General features: G+C 70.1%; 15 protein-coding genes. 6 read left to right on the forward strand and 9 right to left on the reverse strand.

Annotation, left to right across the window (positions count from 1 at the left end):
• Window positions 1–30 precede the first annotated feature (30 nt).
• The 4 genes from iolD (at window position 31) to BX604_RS00355 (ending at window position 4,363) form a co-directional block, all read left to right on the forward strand.
• Window positions 31–1,914: a 3D-(3,5/4)-trihydroxycyclohexane-1,2-dione acylhydrolase (decyclizing) gene (gene iolD, locus BX604_RS00340; RefSeq protein WP_098549063.1), complete on the forward strand. Its 1,884-nt coding sequence runs from the start codon at window positions 31–33 to the stop codon at window positions 1,912–1,914.
• A gap of 60 nt (window positions 1,915–1,974) precedes the next feature.
• Window positions 1,975–2,904: a myo-inosose-2 dehydratase gene (gene iolE / locus BX604_RS00345; RefSeq protein ID WP_098549064.1), complete on the forward strand. Its 930-nt coding sequence runs from the start codon at window positions 1,975–1,977 to the stop codon at window positions 2,902–2,904.
• 43 nt (window positions 2,905–2,947) lie between these two features.
• Window positions 2,948–3,766: a 5-deoxy-glucuronate isomerase gene (iolB, locus tag BX604_RS00350; protein ID WP_098549065.1), complete on the forward strand. Its 819-nt coding sequence runs from the start codon at window positions 2,948–2,950 to the stop codon at window positions 3,764–3,766.
• Window positions 3,767–3,868: 102 nt separating this feature from the next.
• The gene (locus BX604_RS00355) at window positions 3,869–4,363 is read left to right on the forward strand and encodes a heme-degrading domain-containing protein (protein ID WP_098549066.1); all 495 of its coding nucleotides are present in this window, start codon (window positions 3,869–3,871) and stop codon (window positions 4,361–4,363) included.
• Window positions 4,364–4,384: 21 nt separating this feature from the next.
• Here BX604_RS00355 and BX604_RS00360 read toward each other — a convergent pair whose 3' ends face one another.
• From BX604_RS00360 to BX604_RS00395, 8 genes are all read right to left on the reverse strand, one after another.
• The gene (locus BX604_RS00360) at window positions 4,385–5,131 is read right to left on the reverse strand and encodes a glucose 1-dehydrogenase (RefSeq protein ID WP_098549067.1); all 747 of its coding nucleotides are present in this window, start codon (window positions 5,129–5,131) and stop codon (window positions 4,385–4,387) included.
• Between the two features lie 183 nt (window positions 5,132–5,314).
• Window positions 5,315–6,019 carry an ABC transporter ATP-binding protein gene (locus tag BX604_RS00365; protein WP_098549068.1) on the reverse strand — a complete coding sequence of 235 codons (705 nt, stop codon included), beginning with the start codon at window positions 6,017–6,019 and terminating at the stop codon, window positions 5,315–5,317.
• Complete coding sequence (locus BX604_RS00370; RefSeq protein WP_098552652.1) at window positions 6,016–6,765, reverse strand: ABC transporter ATP-binding protein; 750 nt, start codon at window positions 6,763–6,765, stop codon at window positions 6,016–6,018. The genes BX604_RS00365 and BX604_RS00370 overlap by 4 nt, the downstream gene beginning before the upstream one ends.
• A complete protein-coding gene (locus BX604_RS00375; RefSeq protein ID WP_098549069.1) occupies window positions 6,762–8,003 on the reverse strand; it encodes a branched-chain amino acid ABC transporter permease in 1,242 nt (413 codons plus the stop codon). The genes BX604_RS00370 and BX604_RS00375 overlap by 4 nt, the downstream gene beginning before the upstream one ends.
• Window positions 7,996–8,931: a branched-chain amino acid ABC transporter permease gene (locus tag BX604_RS00380; RefSeq protein WP_098549070.1), complete on the reverse strand. Its 936-nt coding sequence runs from the start codon at window positions 8,929–8,931 to the stop codon at window positions 7,996–7,998. Before BX604_RS00380 ends, BX604_RS00375 begins: the two co-directional genes overlap by 8 nt.
• Before the next feature lie 13 nt (window positions 8,932–8,944).
• Window positions 8,945–9,382, reverse strand: coding sequence for an acyl-CoA thioesterase (locus BX604_RS00385; protein ID WP_098549071.1), 438 nt, complete (start codon window positions 9,380–9,382; stop codon window positions 8,945–8,947).
• 94 nt (window positions 9,383–9,476) lie between these two features.
• The gene (locus BX604_RS00390; RefSeq protein ID WP_098549072.1) at window positions 9,477–10,013 is read right to left on the reverse strand and encodes an NUDIX domain-containing protein; all 537 of its coding nucleotides are present in this window, start codon (window positions 10,011–10,013) and stop codon (window positions 9,477–9,479) included.
• 120 nt (window positions 10,014–10,133) lie between these two features.
• A complete protein-coding gene (locus BX604_RS00395; RefSeq protein WP_098549073.1) occupies window positions 10,134–11,381 on the reverse strand; it encodes a YbfB/YjiJ family MFS transporter in 1,248 nt (415 codons plus the stop codon).
• A gap of 122 nt (window positions 11,382–11,503) precedes the next feature.
• Between BX604_RS00395 and BX604_RS00400 the strand changes: the two genes are divergently transcribed.
• The gene (locus tag BX604_RS00400; protein WP_098549074.1) at window positions 11,504–12,418 is read left to right on the forward strand and encodes a LysR family transcriptional regulator; all 915 of its coding nucleotides are present in this window, start codon (window positions 11,504–11,506) and stop codon (window positions 12,416–12,418) included.
• A gap of 145 nt (window positions 12,419–12,563) precedes the next feature.
• On the opposite strand, the gene alaS is transcribed toward BX604_RS00400, so the two are convergent.
• Window positions 12,564–15,188, reverse strand: a complete 2,625-nt coding sequence (gene alaS, locus BX604_RS00405; RefSeq protein WP_098549075.1) for an alanine--tRNA ligase — start codon at window positions 15,186–15,188, stop codon at window positions 12,564–12,566.
• 237 nt (window positions 15,189–15,425) lie between these two features.
• On the opposite strand from alaS, the gene BX604_RS00415 reads away from it, so the two are divergent.
• Complete coding sequence (locus BX604_RS00415; RefSeq protein ID WP_098549076.1) at window positions 15,426–16,646, forward strand: CaiB/BaiF CoA transferase family protein; 1,221 nt, start codon at window positions 15,426–15,428, stop codon at window positions 16,644–16,646.
• The last annotated feature ends 129 nt before the right edge of the window (window positions 16,647–16,775 follow it).

Here is a 16,775-nt window from a genome sequence, read left to right on the forward strand (position 1 = left end):
GACCCACCGACTCCTCCTGATCGACAGACGATGACCACTACCGTAAGACTGACCGTCAGCCAGGCGCTCGTGCGCTACCTGGCCGCCCTGCGCGCCGAAGTCGTCCAGCCGGACGGCCGCACCGAGATCCTGCCGTACTGCGGCGGCGTGTTCGCGATCTTCGGCCACGGCAACGTGGCCGGGCTCGGCGAAGCGCTGCAGGCCGAGAAGGATCGACTGCCGACGTTTCGCGCGCACAACGAGCAAGGGATGGCGAACGCGGCCGTCGCGTTCGCGAAGGCCAACTTCCGCCAGCGGATGATGGCCGCGACGTCGAGCATCGGCCCCGGCGCGACCAACATGCTGACCTCCGCCGCGCTCGCGCACGTCGGCCGGCTGCCGCTGCTGCTGCTGCCCGGCGACGTGTTCGTGTCGCGGCTGCCCGACCCGGTGCTGCAGCAGGTCGAGGATTTCGAACACGGCGACGTCAGCGCGAACGACTGCTTCCGGCCCGTCACGCGCTACTTCGACCGGATCACGTCGCCCGAGCAGTTGCTCGTCGCGCTGCCGCGCGCGATCCAGGTGCTGACCGACCCCGCGCAGTGCGGCCCCGTCTGCCTCGCGCTGCCGCAGGACGTGCAGACCTTCGCGTACGACTGGCCCGCGGACTTCTTCGCGCCGCCGGTGATCCGGATGCGCCGGCCGCCGGCCGACGCGCTCGAACTCGCCGATGCCATCGACGTGCTGAAGGCCGCGAAACAGCCGCTGATCGTCGCCGGCGGCGGCGTGCTGTACAGCCAGGCGTGGGACGCCCTGCGCGCATTCGCCGACACGCACGGCGTGCCGGTCGCCGAATCGCAGGCCGGCAAGGGCAGCCTCGCGTGGGACCACCCGCTGAACCTCGGCGCGATCGGCGTGACGGGCTCGCCCGCCGCGAACCGCGCGGCCGCGCAGGCCGACGTGGTGTTCGCGGTCGGCACGCGGCTGCAGGACTTCACGACCGGCTCGCATGCGCTGTTCGGCCACGCGACGCTGCTGAGCCTGAACGTGCAGCCGTTCGATGCGGGCAAGAAACGCGGCCGGCAATTGGTCGCCGATGCGCGCACGGGCCTCGGCCAGTTGTCGGCCGCCCTCGCCGGCTGGCAGGCGGAGCCGGCTTGGACGGCCGCGAACCGCGAGCAGGCCGACGCGTGGAACGCGCGCGTGACCGACCTGACGACGCGCCTCCCGAAAGACACGCTGCCGTACGACGCGGAAGTGATCGGCGCGGTGCGCGACTCGGCTGCCGACGCCGGGCGCGACAGCGCGCGCGACGATCTCGTCGTGTGCGCGGCCGGCACGCTGCCGGCCGAACTGCACAAGCTTTGGCGCAGCGGCGTGCCGGGCAACTATCACATGGACTACGCGTATTCGTGCATGGGCTACGAAGTCGCGGGCGGCCTCGGCGCGAAGCTCGCGCGGCCCGAGCGCGAGGTGATCGTGATCGTCGGCGACGGCTCGTACATGATGCTCAACGCCGAACTCGCGACCTCCGTGATGCTCGGCCGCAAGATCATCGTCGTGATCCTCGACAACCGCGGCTACGGTTGCATCGAGCGGCTGCAGCTGAACTGCGGCGGCACGAGCTTCAACAACATGCTCGACGACTGTGTGCCCGAAGGCGGCGAACGCTCGACGATCGACTTCGCGATGCATGCGCGCGCGATGGGCGCCGAAGCCGTGCACGTGCGCGACGTCGCCGAACTGCGCAGCGAGATGAAGCGCGCACGCGCGGCGAAGACGAGCCAGGTGCTCGTGATCGACACGACCCACGAACGCACGACCGAAGACGGCGGCGCGTGGTGGGAAGTCGCGGTGCCGCAGGTGTCCGCGCGCGCCGGCGTCGAGCGCGCGCACCAGACGTATCTCGACGAGAAGACCCGGCAGCGGCGCTGACCCGTATCGCGCCGCCCTGCCCGCATCGCTACAACACCATTCGACCCAAGGACGCACGTCATGAGCTGGAACGTTCGCATCGGTATCAATCCCCTGTCGTGGATGAACGACGACCTGCCGTCGCTCGGCGGTGAAACGTCGCTCGAGACGGCGCTGAAGGAAGGCGCCGAAATCGGCTATGCGGGCTTCGAGCTCGGCAACAAGTTTCCGAAGACGGGCCCCGAGCTGAAGGCGAAACTCGCGGAATTCGGGCTCGTGTGCGTGTCGGGCTGGTATTCCGGATTCCTTGCGGAAGTCGAGCCGGGAATGAGCGACGACGATGCGCTCGCCGCCGAGATCGAACGCTGCCGCGCGCACATGACGAAGCTGCAGTACAACGACGTGAAGGTGGTCGTGTACGGCGAATGCGCGGGCACGATCCAGGGCAGCATCGATACGCCGGTCGCGAAGCGGCCGCGCTTCGTCGACGACGACGCGTGGCGGCGCTACGCGGCACGCCTGAACGCCTTCGGCGCGCATCTGCTCGATACGTACGGCATCAAGCTCGCCTACCATCACCACATGGGCGCGTACGTCGAGTCGCCGGACGACGTCGACCGGCTGATGGCGCTGACCGATCCCGCGAAGGTGTTCCTGCTGTTCGACACGGGCCACGCGTATTTCGGCGGCGCGGCCGATCCCGTCGCGCTGCTGAAGAAGCACGTGTCGCGCGTCGTGCACGTGCATTGCAAGGACGTGCGCCCGCAGGTCGTCACGCAGGCGCGCAACGGCGGCTGGAGCTTCCTGAACGGCGTGATCAACGGCACCTTCACGGTGCCGGGCGACGGCGCGCTCGACTACGAAGCCACGCTGCGCACGCTGAAGGACGCCGGCTACGAAGGCTGGCTCGTCGTCGAGGCCGAGCAGGATCCGGCCGTCGCGCCGAGCTATCAATATGCGAAGAAGGGTTACGAGTCGCTGCGCACGATCGTCGACCGGTTGAGTGCGTGAGCCCGGTCATCCCCGCTGTCACCCCATTGCGGAGCCCCACTCCATGACGATTTCTCCCCTGCTGGTCAAAGCGTCGCCTGAGCGCGAAATCTGCAACGTCACGCCGGAATCGGCCGGCTGGAAGCATGTCGGCTTTCGCGCGCTGCGCCTCGCGGCCGGCGACACCGAAACGGTCGATACCGGCACGCGCGAGCTGTGCGTCGTCGTGCTCACCGGCACGGTGCGCGCCGAGGTCGACGGCGCAACCTACGATGCGCTCGGCAAGCGCGGCAGCGTATTCGAAGAAGTGTCTCCCGACGCGCTGTACGTGCCGGGCGGCAAGACCGTCACGCTCGTCGCGACGCGCGATTCGGAAATCGCGCTGTGCACCGCGCCTTACGTGAGCGGCGACAAGCGCGTGCAACGCCTCGACGGCGAACGGATGCGCCGCGCGGTGCGCGGACAAGGCACCAACACGCGCTACGTATGCGACATCCTGATGGGCGACAACCCGGCGGCCGACCGGCTGCTGGTCGTCGAAGTGGTGACGCCCGCGAGCCATTCGAGCAGCTATCCGCCGCACAAGCACGATCGCGACGCAGCGCCCGACGAAACGTCGCTCGAGGAAACCTATTACCACCGAATCGATCCGCCGCAAGGCTTCGCGTTCCAGCGCGTGTATACGGACGATCGCAGCCTCGACGAAGCCTGCGCGGTCGAGAACCACGACGTCGTGATGGTGCCGCGCGGCTATCACCCGGTGGTCGCGCCGCACGGCTACACCCTGTACTACCTGAACGTGATGGCCGGGCCGAGCCGCGCGTGGGCGTTCAAGAACGATCCCGCTCACGAATGGATGCTCGATGCGGCGCCCGGGCGCTGAAGCATCGGCATGCCGAGTTGTGCTGAAACGCTGAACGATCGACAGCCGGCGCGCGACGCAGGACACGCGCGCAAGCCGCTGTTGCGACGACCCGGAGCTGACATGGCAACGCCCTTCCCGCACATCGCGCACCGGCCTCCCGGCGACGGTCCGTCGGCCCCGATGCTGCCGCGCTTCGATGCCGACGTCGCGCGCCGGCTTGGCGACATCGCGGTCAACCTCGCGTCGCGCCGCGGGCTGCCGATCGCGGTCGGCATCGTCGGCGAAGCATTACCGCTCTTCTACTGCGCGCTCGACGGCAGCCGCGCAAGCGACAGCGACGCGATCCGCCGCCGACAGAACACGGTGTTCCGTTTCGGCGTCAGTTCGCTGGAGGTCGGTGAGCAATTTCGCCGCGCCGGCTGGTCGCTGCAGTCGCAGGGCTTGTCGGACGACGACTATGCGCTGGATGGCGGCGGCGTGCCGTTGCGGATCGCCGGTGGCGGAATCGTCGGCGCGATGACGATCGCGGGGCTCGACGACGCACGCAATCACGCGCTCGTCGTCGAAAGCCTGCGTTGGCACGTCGGCACGAATGCGCTCGAGATGATCACGTAGCGCACCCGCCGACTCGCCGGATCAGCGCAGCCCGCCGCTCGCGACGATGCGCTCGCCGGTGAGCCAGCGCGCATCGTCCGAGGCGAGGAACACGGCGATCGATGCGATGTCGTCCGGCTCGCCGAGGCGGCCGAGCGGCGTCTCGCTGCGCACCTGCTTGTCGAGATCCGACCCGATGATGCCCGCGCTGTGCGTGCCTTCGGTCACGATCATCCCCGGATTGATCGAGTTCACGCGAATCTTGCGCGGGCCGAGTTCGAGCGCGAGCACGCCGGTGATCGCGTCGACCGCGCCCTTGGTGCCGCTGTACACGGCGCTCGCGGGCGGCGTGACGCTCGTCACCACCGAGCTGATGTTGATGATGCTCGCCCCTTCGCCGAGATGCTTGACGGCAGCCTGCGTCGTCAGCAGCACGCCGAACACGTTCGTGTCGAACTGCCGGCGATAGTGTTCTTCGGTGATCGCTTCGATCGGCGCGAATTCGTACACGCCGGAATTGTTGACCAGCACGTCGAGACGGCCGTACGTGTCGATCGCGGTATCGACGATGCGCTGGGCGTCCGCGGCCTTCGACACGTCGCCGCCGACCGCAACGGCCCGGCCGCCCGCCTCGACGATCGCGCTCACGACCGCGTCCGCACCGGCCTTGCTGCTCGCGTAGTTGACGACGACCGACGCGCCTTCGGCGGCCAGCGCCTTTGCGATCGCGGCGCCGATCCCTTTCGATGCGCCCGTGACGATCGCTACCTTGTTTGCCAGCTTGCTCATGATTTCTTTCCTCAGTCGGAAGACCTTCGATGGATGGTCACCGGTTGCCGCCTTCGCGACGCACCGGCCATGCTGGCAATGTTGGCGGTTCGCGCCGCGACGATAAAGCGGCTCGACACGAATTGAGTGGCGGGATCTGCCGAACAATCGGCGGGGTGTGTTCTGCCGGCGCTCAGTTGGCAGTCAGCCGGCGCTGAGCCATGCACCGACGACATCGCTGCCGAGCCCGTCGAGCGCGCCGTCGTAGACGATCCGGCCGCGCCCCATCACCGCGACGCGCCGCGCGAGCCGCGGCGCGAGCTGCAACCGCTGCTCGATCAGCAGGATCGCGACGCCGTCGGCCTGCAGCGCGGCGAGGCACGCGCCGACCTCGTCGACCGCGAGCGGTGCGAGCCCTTCGGCCGGCTCGTCGACGATCAGCACGCGCGGGCTGCCGGCGAGCGCGCGCACCAGCGCGAGCACCTGCTGTTCGCCGCCCGACAGGCGGCCGGCCTTCACGTCCGCCCGCGCGGCCAGCAGCGGAAACCGCGCGAGCAGCCGTTCGAGCGCGTCACGCCCCGCCGCGCCGCTCGCGCCGCGCAAGCCGAGCCGCAGGTTGTCGCGCACGCTCAGCAGCGGAAAGACGTCGCGGCTTTCGGCCACGTAAGCGACGCCGCGCCGCGCAATCTCGAACGTGCGTGCGCCCGCGCATTCGACCCCGGCGATGCGCACCGCGCCCTCGGTCTGCACCAGCCCCATCACGGCCTTCGCGAGCGTCGAGCGCCCGGAGCCGTTGCGGCCGAGCAGCGCGAGCGTTTCGCCGGGTGCGAGCGCGAGATCGACGCCGTCGAGTACGGGTTGCATCCCGTACCACGCGCGCAGCCCGCGAATGTCGAGCAGCGCGCTCATGCATGCTCCCCGAGATACGCGCGGCGCACGGCCGGATCGGCGCGGATCGCGTCGGGCGCGCCGGTCGCGACCACCGAGCCGCGCACGAGCACCGTGATGCGCTCGGCGAAGCCGAACACCGCGTCCATGTCGTGCTCGATCATCAGCACCGTGCGGCCCTGCGTCGTCGCGCGGATCAGCGCGATCATCCGCGCCGCCTGTTCGCGGTTCATGCCGGCCGTCGGTTCGTCGAGCAGCAGCGTGCCCGCGCCGCTCGCGAGCGCGATGCCGAGATCGAGCGCGCGTTGCTCCGCATAGCCGAGCTCGCCGGCGAGCGTGTCGCGCCGCGCATCGAGGCCGATGTCGTGCAGCACGCGCGCGGCCGCGAGATCGACCGACGCCGATTCGCGCAGCCGGTTCCACCAGCGCCGCCGCTCGGCCGGCGCATGCAGCGCGGCGCAGCGCAGGTTGTCGAACACGCTCAGCCGCGCGAACGCGCTCGTCTGCTGGAAACTGCGGCCGATGCCGAGGCGGCTCGCCGCGACCGGCCCGCGCCCGCGCAGCTCGACGCCGTGCAGCACGACGCGCCCGCGCGTCGGCCGCGTCGCGCCGGCGATCACGCCGAACAGCGTCGACTTGCCCGCGCCGTTCGGCCCGATCAGCGCATGACGCTCGCCGGCCGAGACGCTCAGGTCGACACCGTCGAGCACCGTCTGCGCACCGAAGCGCTGCACGATGCCGTGGAGCGCGATCGCGTTGCCGTTCATCGCCGCGCCTCCCGCTTGCCGCGCCGCGCGCCGGCGCCGCCGTTCGCGAGCCGGGCGCGCCAGCCCCACAGCAGCGTGCCGATGCCCGCCGCCGAGCACGCGACGGCCCAGCCGGCCGGCGCATCGGCGTCGATGCCCCACGCGCCGAACGCGACGCCGGCGGCACCGTCGTCCTGCGCGAAGCGCCACGCATAACCCAGCTCGGCCGCGCAGACGATCGCGACGCCCCAGAACACGCACGCGCCGACGCCACACAACATGCGCCAGCGCTCGACGGCCGGCGCGTCGCGGCGCAACGCGTGCGCGACATCCTGCGCGAGGCCGGCGATCCCGCGCGGCGCGGCGACGACGACCGCGACGAACAGCACGCCGAGATACAGCGCCCACGCCCGCGATACGCCCGCGACGACGATGCTCAGCGCGGTCAGCACGGCCGCGCCGGCCGCCGGCCCGAAGAACGCGCCGGTGCCGCCGATCACCGCGGCGATCAGCACGGTCGCCGAGCGCGCCATCGACACGCTGTCCTGCGTCGCGATTTCGACGTCGATCAGCGTCAGCGTGCCGGCGATGCCCGCGAAGAACGACGCGCAGGTGACCATCGCGAGCCGCACGCGGCGCGGCTCGGTGCCGAGGGCGGCGACGCGCGCGGGGTTGTCGCGCACCGCGTTCGCGAGCCGCGCGAGCGGCGTGCGCGTCAGCGCCTGCATCGCGATTGCCGACGCGATGCACCACGCGCCGATCACCGTATAGGCCTGCAGCGGCGCGCCGAAATTCCAGCTGCCCCACGGCGTGCCGCTCGCGCGGTCGATCGGCACGCCGCCGAGACCGCCGAACCACGCGGGCACGCTCCACGCGGCCGCCGCGACGCATTCGCCGAGGCCGAGCGTGATCATCGCGAACACGGTGCCTGCGCGGCGGGTCGCGAGTAGTCCGGCAACGAACCCGAAGCCCGCGCCGGCCACGCCGCCGACGAGCGGCAGCAGCGGCAACGGGCCGCCGAAACGATTGAACCAGTGCGCGGCCGCGAACGCGCCGAGGCCGGCGAACGCCGCATGGCCGAACGACAGCAGCCCGGTCGTGCCGAGCTGCAGGTTGTATGACAGCGCGAGCACGACGAGCGCGGCCGTCTGCGCGAGATAGCCGAGCATCGCGCCATGCGGCCACAGCCACGCGGGCAGCATCACGCACGCGGCGAACGTCACCCAGCGCAGCACGCCGGCGAGCGCGCGGCTATCCATCGACACGCTCGCCGAACAATCCGCGCGGACGCGCGACCAGCACCGCGACGAGCAGCAGATACGGCACCAGCGGCGCGAGCTGTGCGATCGACACGGCGGCCACGCTGTCGGGCAGCGCGACACCCGCCCATTGCGCGAGTTCGCGCAGCGACGTGTCGCTGGACGCCGCGAAGGTCTGCGCGAAGCCGACCGCGAGCGATGCGACGAACGCGCCGCCGAGCGAACCGAGCCCGCCGATCACGACGACCGCGAACACCACCGACCCGACCGTCTCGGCCAACGCCGGCTCGATCACCGCGAGCGGCGCGCCGATCACGCCGGCCAGCGCCGCGAGCGCGGTGCCGGCACCGAACAGGCCCGTCATCACGCGCGGCACGTCGTAGCCGAGCGCCTCGACGGCGTCGCGATGCGTGAGCGCGGCGCGCACGACGAGCCCGATGCGCGACGCGCGCAGCAACGCGCCGAGCGCGATCAGCATCGCCGTGGACATCGCCATCATGAACAACCGGTAGCGCGGCAGCGCGAGACCGAACACGGTCACGGGCGCGCCATCGAAGAACGGCGGCACCGGCGCCGGCAGCGGCGCGAGGCCCCACAGCAGTTTCGCGCCTTCGCCGATCAGGTACGCGAGCCCGAAGGTCAGCAGCAGCTCGCTCGTGTGCCCGCGGGCCTGGACCCGGCGCAGCAGCGTGCGCTCGCAGCCGGCGCCCAGCAGCCCGACCACGAGCGGCGCGAGCACGAGCGCGGGCCAGAAGCCCACACGCGCCGCGATGCTGTAGCCGACGTACGCCCCGAGCATGTAGAAGCTCGCATGCGCGAAGTTGAGCACGCCCTGCACGCTGAAGATCAGCGTGAGGCCGGCCGACAGCATGAACAGCAGCAACCCGTAACTGAGGCCGTTGAAGGCCTGGAGCGCGAACGCGTGCACCGCCGCGCGCCTGTCAGCGGGCGAGCGGTTCGAGCGCCGCGCGCAGCGCGTCCGGCAGTGGCACCGGGCGGCGCGTGCCGCGATCGACGTACACGTGCACGAAATGCCCTTGCGCGGCCGGTGCGGATTCCCTGGCCGCGAACAGCCCGATCTCGTAGCGCACGCTCGACGTGCCGAGCTTCGCGACGCGCAACCCCGCGTCGACCGACTGCGGGAACACGAGCGGCGCGAAGTAGTTGCACTGCGTCTCGACCACCAGCCCGATCGTCTGTCCGTGCTCGACGTCGAGCACGCCCGCGCGGATCAGGTACGCGTTCACGACGGTGTCGAAGTAGCTGTAGTAGACGACGTTGTTCACGTGCCCGTAGACGTCGTTGTCCATCCAGCGGGTCGTGATCGGCAGGAAGTGGGGATAGGCGTCGCGCGAACGCGGCTGCGGCTTGTCGGACATGGCGATGGCGGTCAGGACGAAGATGGCGACGCGCGCCGGCGCACGGCAGGCTGCCGTGGCGGCGCGAATGGAACGGCGGGAGCCGGGCGGGCGGTCACTGCCCCGCTCGATCGACGAATTCGAAATCGAGGCCGCGCGCGCGCATCCAGTCGGCGAGCGCATAGCCGGTGCCGGCGCGCCACGGGCGCAGCAGCGGCGGATCGACAAGCCGGTATTCGAGCAGCTCCGGCGACAGCGCGACGGTGCCCGATGCGCGCACGTGGTACGCGATGATCAGTTCGTTCTTGCGGATGAACTCATAGACGCCGACCAGCGTGACCTGCTCGGCCTTCAGCGCGGTTTCCTCGAGCACCTCGCGCGCGATGCCGTCCTCGGGCGTTTCGCCGTTCTCGAGGAAGCCGGTGATCAGCGCGAACATCCCTTCCGGCCAGGCCGCGTTGCGTGCGAGCAGGATCTTGCCGTCGAGCTCAACGATCGCGGCCACCACCGGCAGCGGATTGTTCCAGTGCACGTAGCCGCACACGTCGTCCGGGCAGGCCTGCCGGACGCGGCCGCCCTCGTGTTCGGGATCGGCGCGCTCGGTCAGCGCTCGCGCGCAACGCGGGCAAAAACGGTAGTCGGTAGGGGTCATCGTCGGGGATCTGGCGAGCGTCCGGCGGCCGCGTGCAGGCCGCCTGGCGCCCCGCTCGGCGCTGGAAAGGCTTCATTCTAGCGAGTTTGCCGCGCCGCAGATAATCCGGCCCCGACGCCGTCAGGGTCGCGCGCGCCCGCGTGCGGCGGTCGCCGCGAAACCGGCCGCGCCGACCAGCAACGCAGCCGCTGCGCCCCCCAGCGCGGGCGAGAACGACCCGAAGTGCGCGGTGAGCGGCGCCGCGACGAGCGGGCCGAGAATCTGCCCGACGCCGTACGACGCAGTCGCATAGCCCATCAGCCCGGCCGCGCGCTCGCCATGCAGCCGGCGCGCTTCGCGCATCGCGAACAGCGTGATCGCGGTGAACGGCAGCCCGAGCAGCGCGCTGCCGACCGAGAAACCGGCCGCGTTCGGCCACACGATACCCGCCGCGATGCCGAGCGCCTGCGTCGCGCAGCCAGCCGCGAGCAGCAGCCGGTTGTCCCAGTGGCCGGGCAGGCGCGCGGCGGCGATCGCGCCGACGATCAGCGCCGCGCCGAACATCGGCCAGAACAGGTCCGGCCACGGCGAGCCGGCCGGCAGCGCGGCGCGCGCGATCACCGGCAGGAACGTCGCGGTGATGATGTAGCCGAAGCCCGGCATTCCATACAGCACGACGAGCCACGCGGCGTCGGCCCGGTGGCGTCGCGCGTCGGCCGGCGCGGCAGCGGTCGCCGCCTGCCGCGCAACCGCGGCCGGCTGCCCGGCGGCGGCGGCGGCCACCGGCGCGTCGCCGAAGATGCGCCAGATCACGACGGAAAGCACCGCCGACAACGCCGCGAAGCCGAGCCAGCCGGGCGCCGCGCGGTGTCCGGCCAGCGCGCTGCCGATCAGCCCCGTCAGCACGATCCCGACGCCGGGCCCCGCGTAGATCACCCCGCCCCACTCGGGCGCGTGCAGCTCGGTCAGCCGCCGCAGCCCCCATTGCGACACGAACACGAAGGTCCACGCGCTGACGACGCCCGCGACGAAGCGCACGACGAGCCATACGGGCAGCAGATGACCGACGCCCATCGCGGCGGTCAGCAGCACCGTTGCGGCGAGCCCGATGCGCACCATCCGCGCGGGCGCGATCTTCAGCGCCGCGCAGCTGACCGCGCCGACGAAATAACCCGCGTAGTTCGCCGACGCGAGCCAGCTGCCGGCTTTCAGGCCGATCGAGCCGTCGGCGAGCATCAGCGGCAGCAACGGCGTGAACGCGAAGCGGCCGACGCCGAGCGCGACCGCCAGCCCGATCATGCAGGCAAGCGCCGCCGTGCGTGCGCGGCGGTCGGCAGCGTCGGACAGGTGCGCGCCGGGAACGGCGCTCGGAGCATCGGAACGGGACATGGCGGCATGGGCCGCGCGCAGCGCGCCGGCCGGAACGGGAATCGGAATGCTTGTATCGTAGCTTGACCAAACGTTCTTGAAAAATGAATAATCAAGATTCCAACTATCTCCCAGAGAGAATCATGGATCTGGCGGCGCTGGCGATTTTCCGGGCCGTCGTGCGCGAGAACGGCGTGACGCGCGCGGCGGCGAAGCTCAATCGCGTGCAGTCGAACGTGACGACACGCATCAAGCAGCTCGAAGAGGAGCTGGGCGCGGCGCTGTTCGTGCGCGACGGCCGCCGGCTCGTGCTGACGCCGGCCGGCCACACGTTGCTGCCGTACGCGGAACGGCTGCTCGCGCTGGCCGACGAGGCGCGCGATGCGGTGCGCGAGGACACGCCGCGCGGGCGGCTGCGGCTCGGCACGATGGAAAGCACGGCCGCGAGCCGTCTGCCGACCGTGCTCGCGCGCTATCACCATGCGTGGCCCGACGTGTCGCTGGAACTCGTCACCGGCACGACCGGCTGGCTGATCGACAAGGTGCGCGATTTCGAGATCGATGCGGCGCTGTTCGCGCGGCCGCCCGCGCCGGACACGCTGCCCGACACGTTCGAAACCGTGCCGATCTACCGCGAAGAGCTGGTGCTGTTGACGCCGCGCGGCCATCCGCCGGTGCGCACGCCGCGCGACGTGATCCTGCCGACGCTGATCGCGTTCGAGCGCGGCTGCACGTACCGGAAATACGTCGAGCAATGGTATGAGCAATACGGGATGAAACCCGCGCGCGTGCTCGAACTCGGCTCGTATCACGCGATCGTCGCGTGCGTCGCGGCCGGCGCGGGGATCGCGGTCGCGCCGCGCTCGGTGCTCGACCTGCAGCCCGAGACCGGCAACGTCACCGCGCACACGATCGCCGAGCTCGAAGGAATCGACACGCTGCTCGCGTGGCGGCACGGTTATGCGTCGGCAGCGCTCGCCGCGCTGCGCGATGCGCTGGGCGACGCCGCGCAGCAGGCAGCCGATCCGGCCCGCGCGCCGGCGGTGGTGCCGGCCTGAGCCGGCAGTGCTGGCGAGCGGCGCGCGTTCACTGCGCGCGCCACCCCGCCCCCCAAAACAAAACGACCCGACCGGCCAACGCCGATCGGGTCGTTTTTCATCGAATGCGATGCGCTCGGCGAGCGCATCGCATTCGCCGTGACGATCAAAGACGCGCTTCGATCCAGCCCTTGACGCCTGCGAGCGCGCCCGGCAGGTTCGCCGGTTCCGTGCCGCCTGCCTGCGCCATGTCCGGACGGCCGCCGCCCTTGCCGCCGACCTGCTGCGCGACGAAGTTCACGAGCTCGCCGGCCTTGACCTTCTTGCTCGCGTCGGGCGTCACACCCGCGATCAGGCTGACCTTGCCGCCTTCGACGGCCGCGAGCACGATCGCCGCGCTCTTCAGCTTGTCCTTCAGCTTGTCGACCGTTTCGCGCAGCGTCTTCGCATCCGCGCCGTCGAGCGTCGCGGCCAGCACGAACACGCCGCCGATTTCGATGGCCTGCTGTGCGAGCTCGTCGCCCTGGTTCGATGCGAGCTTCGACTTCAGCGCGCCCAGTTCCTTCTCGAGCGACTTCACCTGGTCCTGCACCTGCGCGATACGCTGCGTGAGTTCCGACGGCTGCGCCTTCAGCGCCGCGGCGGCTTCGTTCATGCGCGCGTCGAGGTCCTGCACGTAGCGCACCGCGTTGTCGCCGGTGATCGCCTCGACACGGCGGATGCCGGCCGCGACGCCGCCTTCGACGACGATCTTGAACAGGCCGATGTCGCCGGTGCGGTGCACGTGCGTGCCGCCGCACAGTTCGCGCGAGAAGCCGAGGTCGAGCACGCGCACTTCGTCGCCGTATTTCTCGCCGAACAACGCCATCGCGCCACCCTTCACCGCTTCGTCGTACGGCAGCACGCGCACGATGCCCGGCGCGTTCGCGAGGATTTCGTTGTTGACGATCTGCTCGACGCGACGGATTTCATCGTCGGTCAGCGGTGCGTTGTGCGCGAAGTCGAAGCGGGTTTTCTCCGCGTCGACGAGCGAGCCCTTCTGCTGCACGTGCGCGCCCAGCACTTCGCGCAGCGCCTTGTGCATCAGGTGGGTCGCCGAGTGGTTGCGCTGCGTGCGGGCGCGGCGGTGCGCGTCGATTTCCGCGCGCAGCACGTCGCCGACCTTGAGCGTGCCCTGTTCGAGCGAGCCGTGATGACCGATCACGTCGGCCTGCACCTTCAGCGTGTCGGCCACCGCGAAGCGCGTCGCGGCGTTCGCGAGCACGCCCTGGTCGCCGACCTGGCCGCCCGATTCCGCATAGAACGGCGTGTGGTCGAGCACGACGACCGCATCCTGGCCGGCCTTCACGTCGTTGACCGATGCGCCGTCGACGTACAGCGCGACGACCTTCGCGTCGTCGAACGCGATTTCTTCGTAACCGTGGAAGGTGGTCTTCGCGCCCGTGTATTCGAGGCCCTGCGCGGCCTTGAACTTGCCGGCCGCACGCGCCTGCTCGCGCTGACGCGCCATCGCGTCGTCGAACGCCGGCTCGTCGACCGTCATCCCGCGCTCGCGGCACACGTCGGCCGTCAGATCCAGCGGGAAGCCGTAGGTGTCGTGCAGCTTGAACGCGAGTTCGCCGTCGAGCACCTTGCCGCCCTTCGCTTCGACGTCGGCCAGCGCGGCGTCGAGGATCGACATCCCGTGCTCGATCGTCTCGAAGAAGCGCTCTTCTTCCTGGCGCAGCACGTCGGTCACGCGCTGTTCGGCTTCCTTCAGTTCCGGATACGCCGCGCCCATCTCGGCGACGAGGTCGGCCACCAGCTTGTGGAAGAACGAACCCTTGCGGCCGAGCTTGTAGCCGTGGCGGATCGCGCGGCGCACGATGCGGCGCAGCACGTAGCCGCGGCCTTCGTTGCCGGGGATCACGCCGTCGACGATCAGGAACGAGCACGCGCGGATGTGATCGGCGATCACCTTCAGCGAGTTGTTCGTGAGGTCGCTGATCTCGGTCACGCGCGCGGCGGCCTTGATCAGGTTCTGGAACAGGTCGATCTCGTAGTTGCTGTGCACGTGCTGCAGCACGGCGGCCAGGCGCTCGAGGCCCATGCCGGTGTCGACCGACTGCTTCGGCAGGCGCGTCATGTTGCCCTGCGCGTCGCGGTTGAACTGCATGAACACGAGGTTCCAGATCTCGATGTAGCGATCGCCGTCTTCTTCAGCCGATCCCGGCGGGCCGCCCCACACGTCCGGGCCGTGGTCGTAGAAGATTTCGGTACACGGGCCGCACGGGCCGGTGTCGCCCATCGTCCAGAAGTTGTCCGACGCGTAGCGCGCGCCCTTGTTGTCGCCGATCCGGATGATCCGCTCGGTCGGCACGCCGACTTCCTTCGCCCAGATGTCGTACGCCTCGTCGTCTTCCTGGTAGACGGTGACCCACAGCTTTTCCTTCGGCAGCTGGTAGACCGTGGTCAGCAGCTCCCACGCGAAGCGGATCGCGTCGTGCTTGAAGTAGTCGCCGAACGAGAAGTTGCCGAGCATCTCGAAGAACGTGTGGTGGCGCGCCGTATAGCCGACGTTCTCGAGGTCGTTGTGCTTGCCGCCCGCGCGCACGCTGCGCTGCGCCGTGGTGGCGCGCGAGTACGGACGCGGGTCCGTGCCGAGGAACACGTCCTTGAACTGGACCATGCCCGAGTTCGTGAACATCAGCGTGGGGTCGTTACCGGGCACGAGGCTCGACGAGCGGACGATCGTGTGGCCCTTCGATTCGAAGAATTTGAGGAATTTCTCGCGGATTTCGGCAGCTTTCATGGCGTGCGGGGAATGTCTGGCTGAGCGGCTTCAAACGCCGGCCGTCCTCGCGGACGCACGGCGGGCAAATATCGTAAACGGTCGATTATACGATAGAGACTGCCGCCCCAGACGGCAGCGGCCCGGCCGGCCGGACGAGCGGCCTGGGCCACCGGTGCGGCCGATTCGCCTTAAGATGTCCGGCATGCCAATCCGCCTTGTCCTGCAAGGCGAGCCATGAAAGGAGACGATTCGACGATGGGTGCCCTGAGCCATATCCGCGTGCTGGACCTGACCCGCGTGCTCGCGGGCCCGTGGTGCGCGCAGACGCTTGCCGATTTCGGCGCGGACGTGATCAAGGTCGAGCGCCCCGGCGCCGGCGACGACACGCGCCACTGGGGGCCGCCGTACCTGAAGGACGCGGCCGGCGCCGATACGGCCGAGGCCGCGTACTACCTCGCCGCGAACCGCAACAAGCGCTCGGTGACGGTCGACATCGCGACGCCCGAGGGCCAGCAGATCGTGCGCGAGCTCGCCGCGCAGAGCGACGTCGTGCTCGAGAATTACAAGGTCGGGCAGTTGAAGAAGTACGGGCTCGATTACGACTCGCTGCGCGCGGTGAAGCCCGATCTCGTCTACTGCTCGGTCACGGGTTTCGGCCAGACCGGCCCGTACGCGCACCGCGCGGGCTACGACTTCATCGTGCAGGGGATCGGCGGCTTCATGAGCATCACCGGCGAGCGCGACAGCGAGCCGGGCGGCGGCCCGCAGAAGGCCGGCGTCGCGATCGCCGATCTCGCCACGGGCCTCTATTCGACGATCGCCGTGCTCGCGGCGCTCGCGCACCGCGACCGCACGGGAGAAGGCCAGTACATCGACATGGCGCTGCTCGACGTGCAGGTCGCGTTGCTCGCGAACATGAACACCAACTTCCTCGCGAGCGGCAAGGCGCCGGTGCGCTGGGGCAACGCGCATCCGAACATCGTGCCGTACCAGACGTTCCAGACGAGCGACGGGTGGATCATCGTCGCGGTCGGCAACGACGGGCAATTCCGCAAGTTCGTCGAAGCCGGCGGGCGCCCCGAGCTGGCGGACGACGAGCGGTTCGCGACGAACCCGTCGCGCGTGCGTCACCGCGACACGCTGGTGCCGATGCTTGCGGAAATGGTGAAGACGCTCGGCAAGGCGCACTGGATCGCCGCGCTGGAGGCGGCCGGCGTGCCGTGCGGGCCGATCAACGAACTCGACGAGGTGTTCGACAACGAACAGGTGATCGCGCGCGGGATGCAGGTGTCGTTGCCGCACCCGTGCGGCGCGGACGTGCAGCTCGTGCGCAATCCGATCCGGATGAGCGCGACGCCGCCCGATGCGCGCACCGCCCCGCCGCTGCTCGGCGCGCAGACGGAAGACGTGCTGCGCGACATGCTCGGCTACGACGCCGCGCGGATCGCCGCGCTGAAGGCGAAGCAGGCGATCTGATCGGAGCGGCACGGCAGCCGCGCGGCGCCCGTCGGGCACGCGCGGCGATGTGCACGGACGCCGCCTGGCGACGAGCGGACCGGTTTGCTGAACGGTCGACGCGAACGCACGCCGACTCGCTGACGCCGA

The organism is Burkholderia sp. JKS000303 (assembly GCF_002563755.1).
Taxonomy (GTDB): domain Bacteria; phylum Pseudomonadota; class Gammaproteobacteria; order Burkholderiales; family Burkholderiaceae; genus Burkholderia; species Burkholderia anthina_B.

Coding starts and splice junctions, on each gene's coding strand:
- BX604_RS00390 (WP_098549072.1), bottom strand. CDS start 10,013: ATGACCCCTACCGACTACCGTTTTTGCCCGCGTTGCGCGCGAGCGCTG.
- BX604_RS00385 (WP_098549071.1), bottom strand. CDS start 9,382: ATGTCCGACAAGCCGCAGCCGCGTTCGCGCGACGCCTATCCCCACTTC.
- iolB (WP_098549065.1), top strand. CDS start 2,948: ATGACGATTTCTCCCCTGCTGGTCAAAGCGTCGCCTGAGCGCGAAATC.
- BX604_RS00370 (WP_098552652.1), bottom strand. CDS start 6,765: ATGAACGGCAACGCGATCGCGCTCCACGGCATCGTGCAGCGCTTCGGT.
- BX604_RS00400 (WP_098549074.1), top strand. CDS start 11,504: ATGGATCTGGCGGCGCTGGCGATTTTCCGGGCCGTCGTGCGCGAGAAC.
- BX604_RS00375 (WP_098549069.1), bottom strand. CDS start 8,003: ATGGATAGCCGCGCGCTCGCCGGCGTGCTGCGCTGGGTGACGTTCGCC.
- BX604_RS00365 (WP_098549068.1), bottom strand. CDS start 6,019: ATGAGCGCGCTGCTCGACATTCGCGGGCTGCGCGCGTGGTACGGGATG.
- iolD (WP_098549063.1), top strand. CDS start 31: ATGACCACTACCGTAAGACTGACCGTCAGCCAGGCGCTCGTGCGCTAC.
- alaS (WP_098549075.1), bottom strand. CDS start 15,188: ATGAAAGCTGCCGAAATCCGCGAGAAATTCCTCAAATTCTTCGAATCG.
- BX604_RS00355 (WP_098549066.1), top strand. CDS start 3,869: ATGGCAACGCCCTTCCCGCACATCGCGCACCGGCCTCCCGGCGACGGT.
- BX604_RS00360 (WP_098549067.1), bottom strand. CDS start 5,131: ATGAGCAAGCTGGCAAACAAGGTAGCGATCGTCACGGGCGCATCGAAA.
- BX604_RS00395 (WP_098549073.1), bottom strand. CDS start 11,381: ATGTCCCGTTCCGATGCTCCGAGCGCCGTTCCCGGCGCGCACCTGTCC.
- iolE (WP_098549064.1), top strand. CDS start 1,975: ATGAGCTGGAACGTTCGCATCGGTATCAATCCCCTGTCGTGGATGAAC.
- BX604_RS00415 (WP_098549076.1), top strand. CDS start 15,426: ATGGGTGCCCTGAGCCATATCCGCGTGCTGGACCTGACCCGCGTGCTC.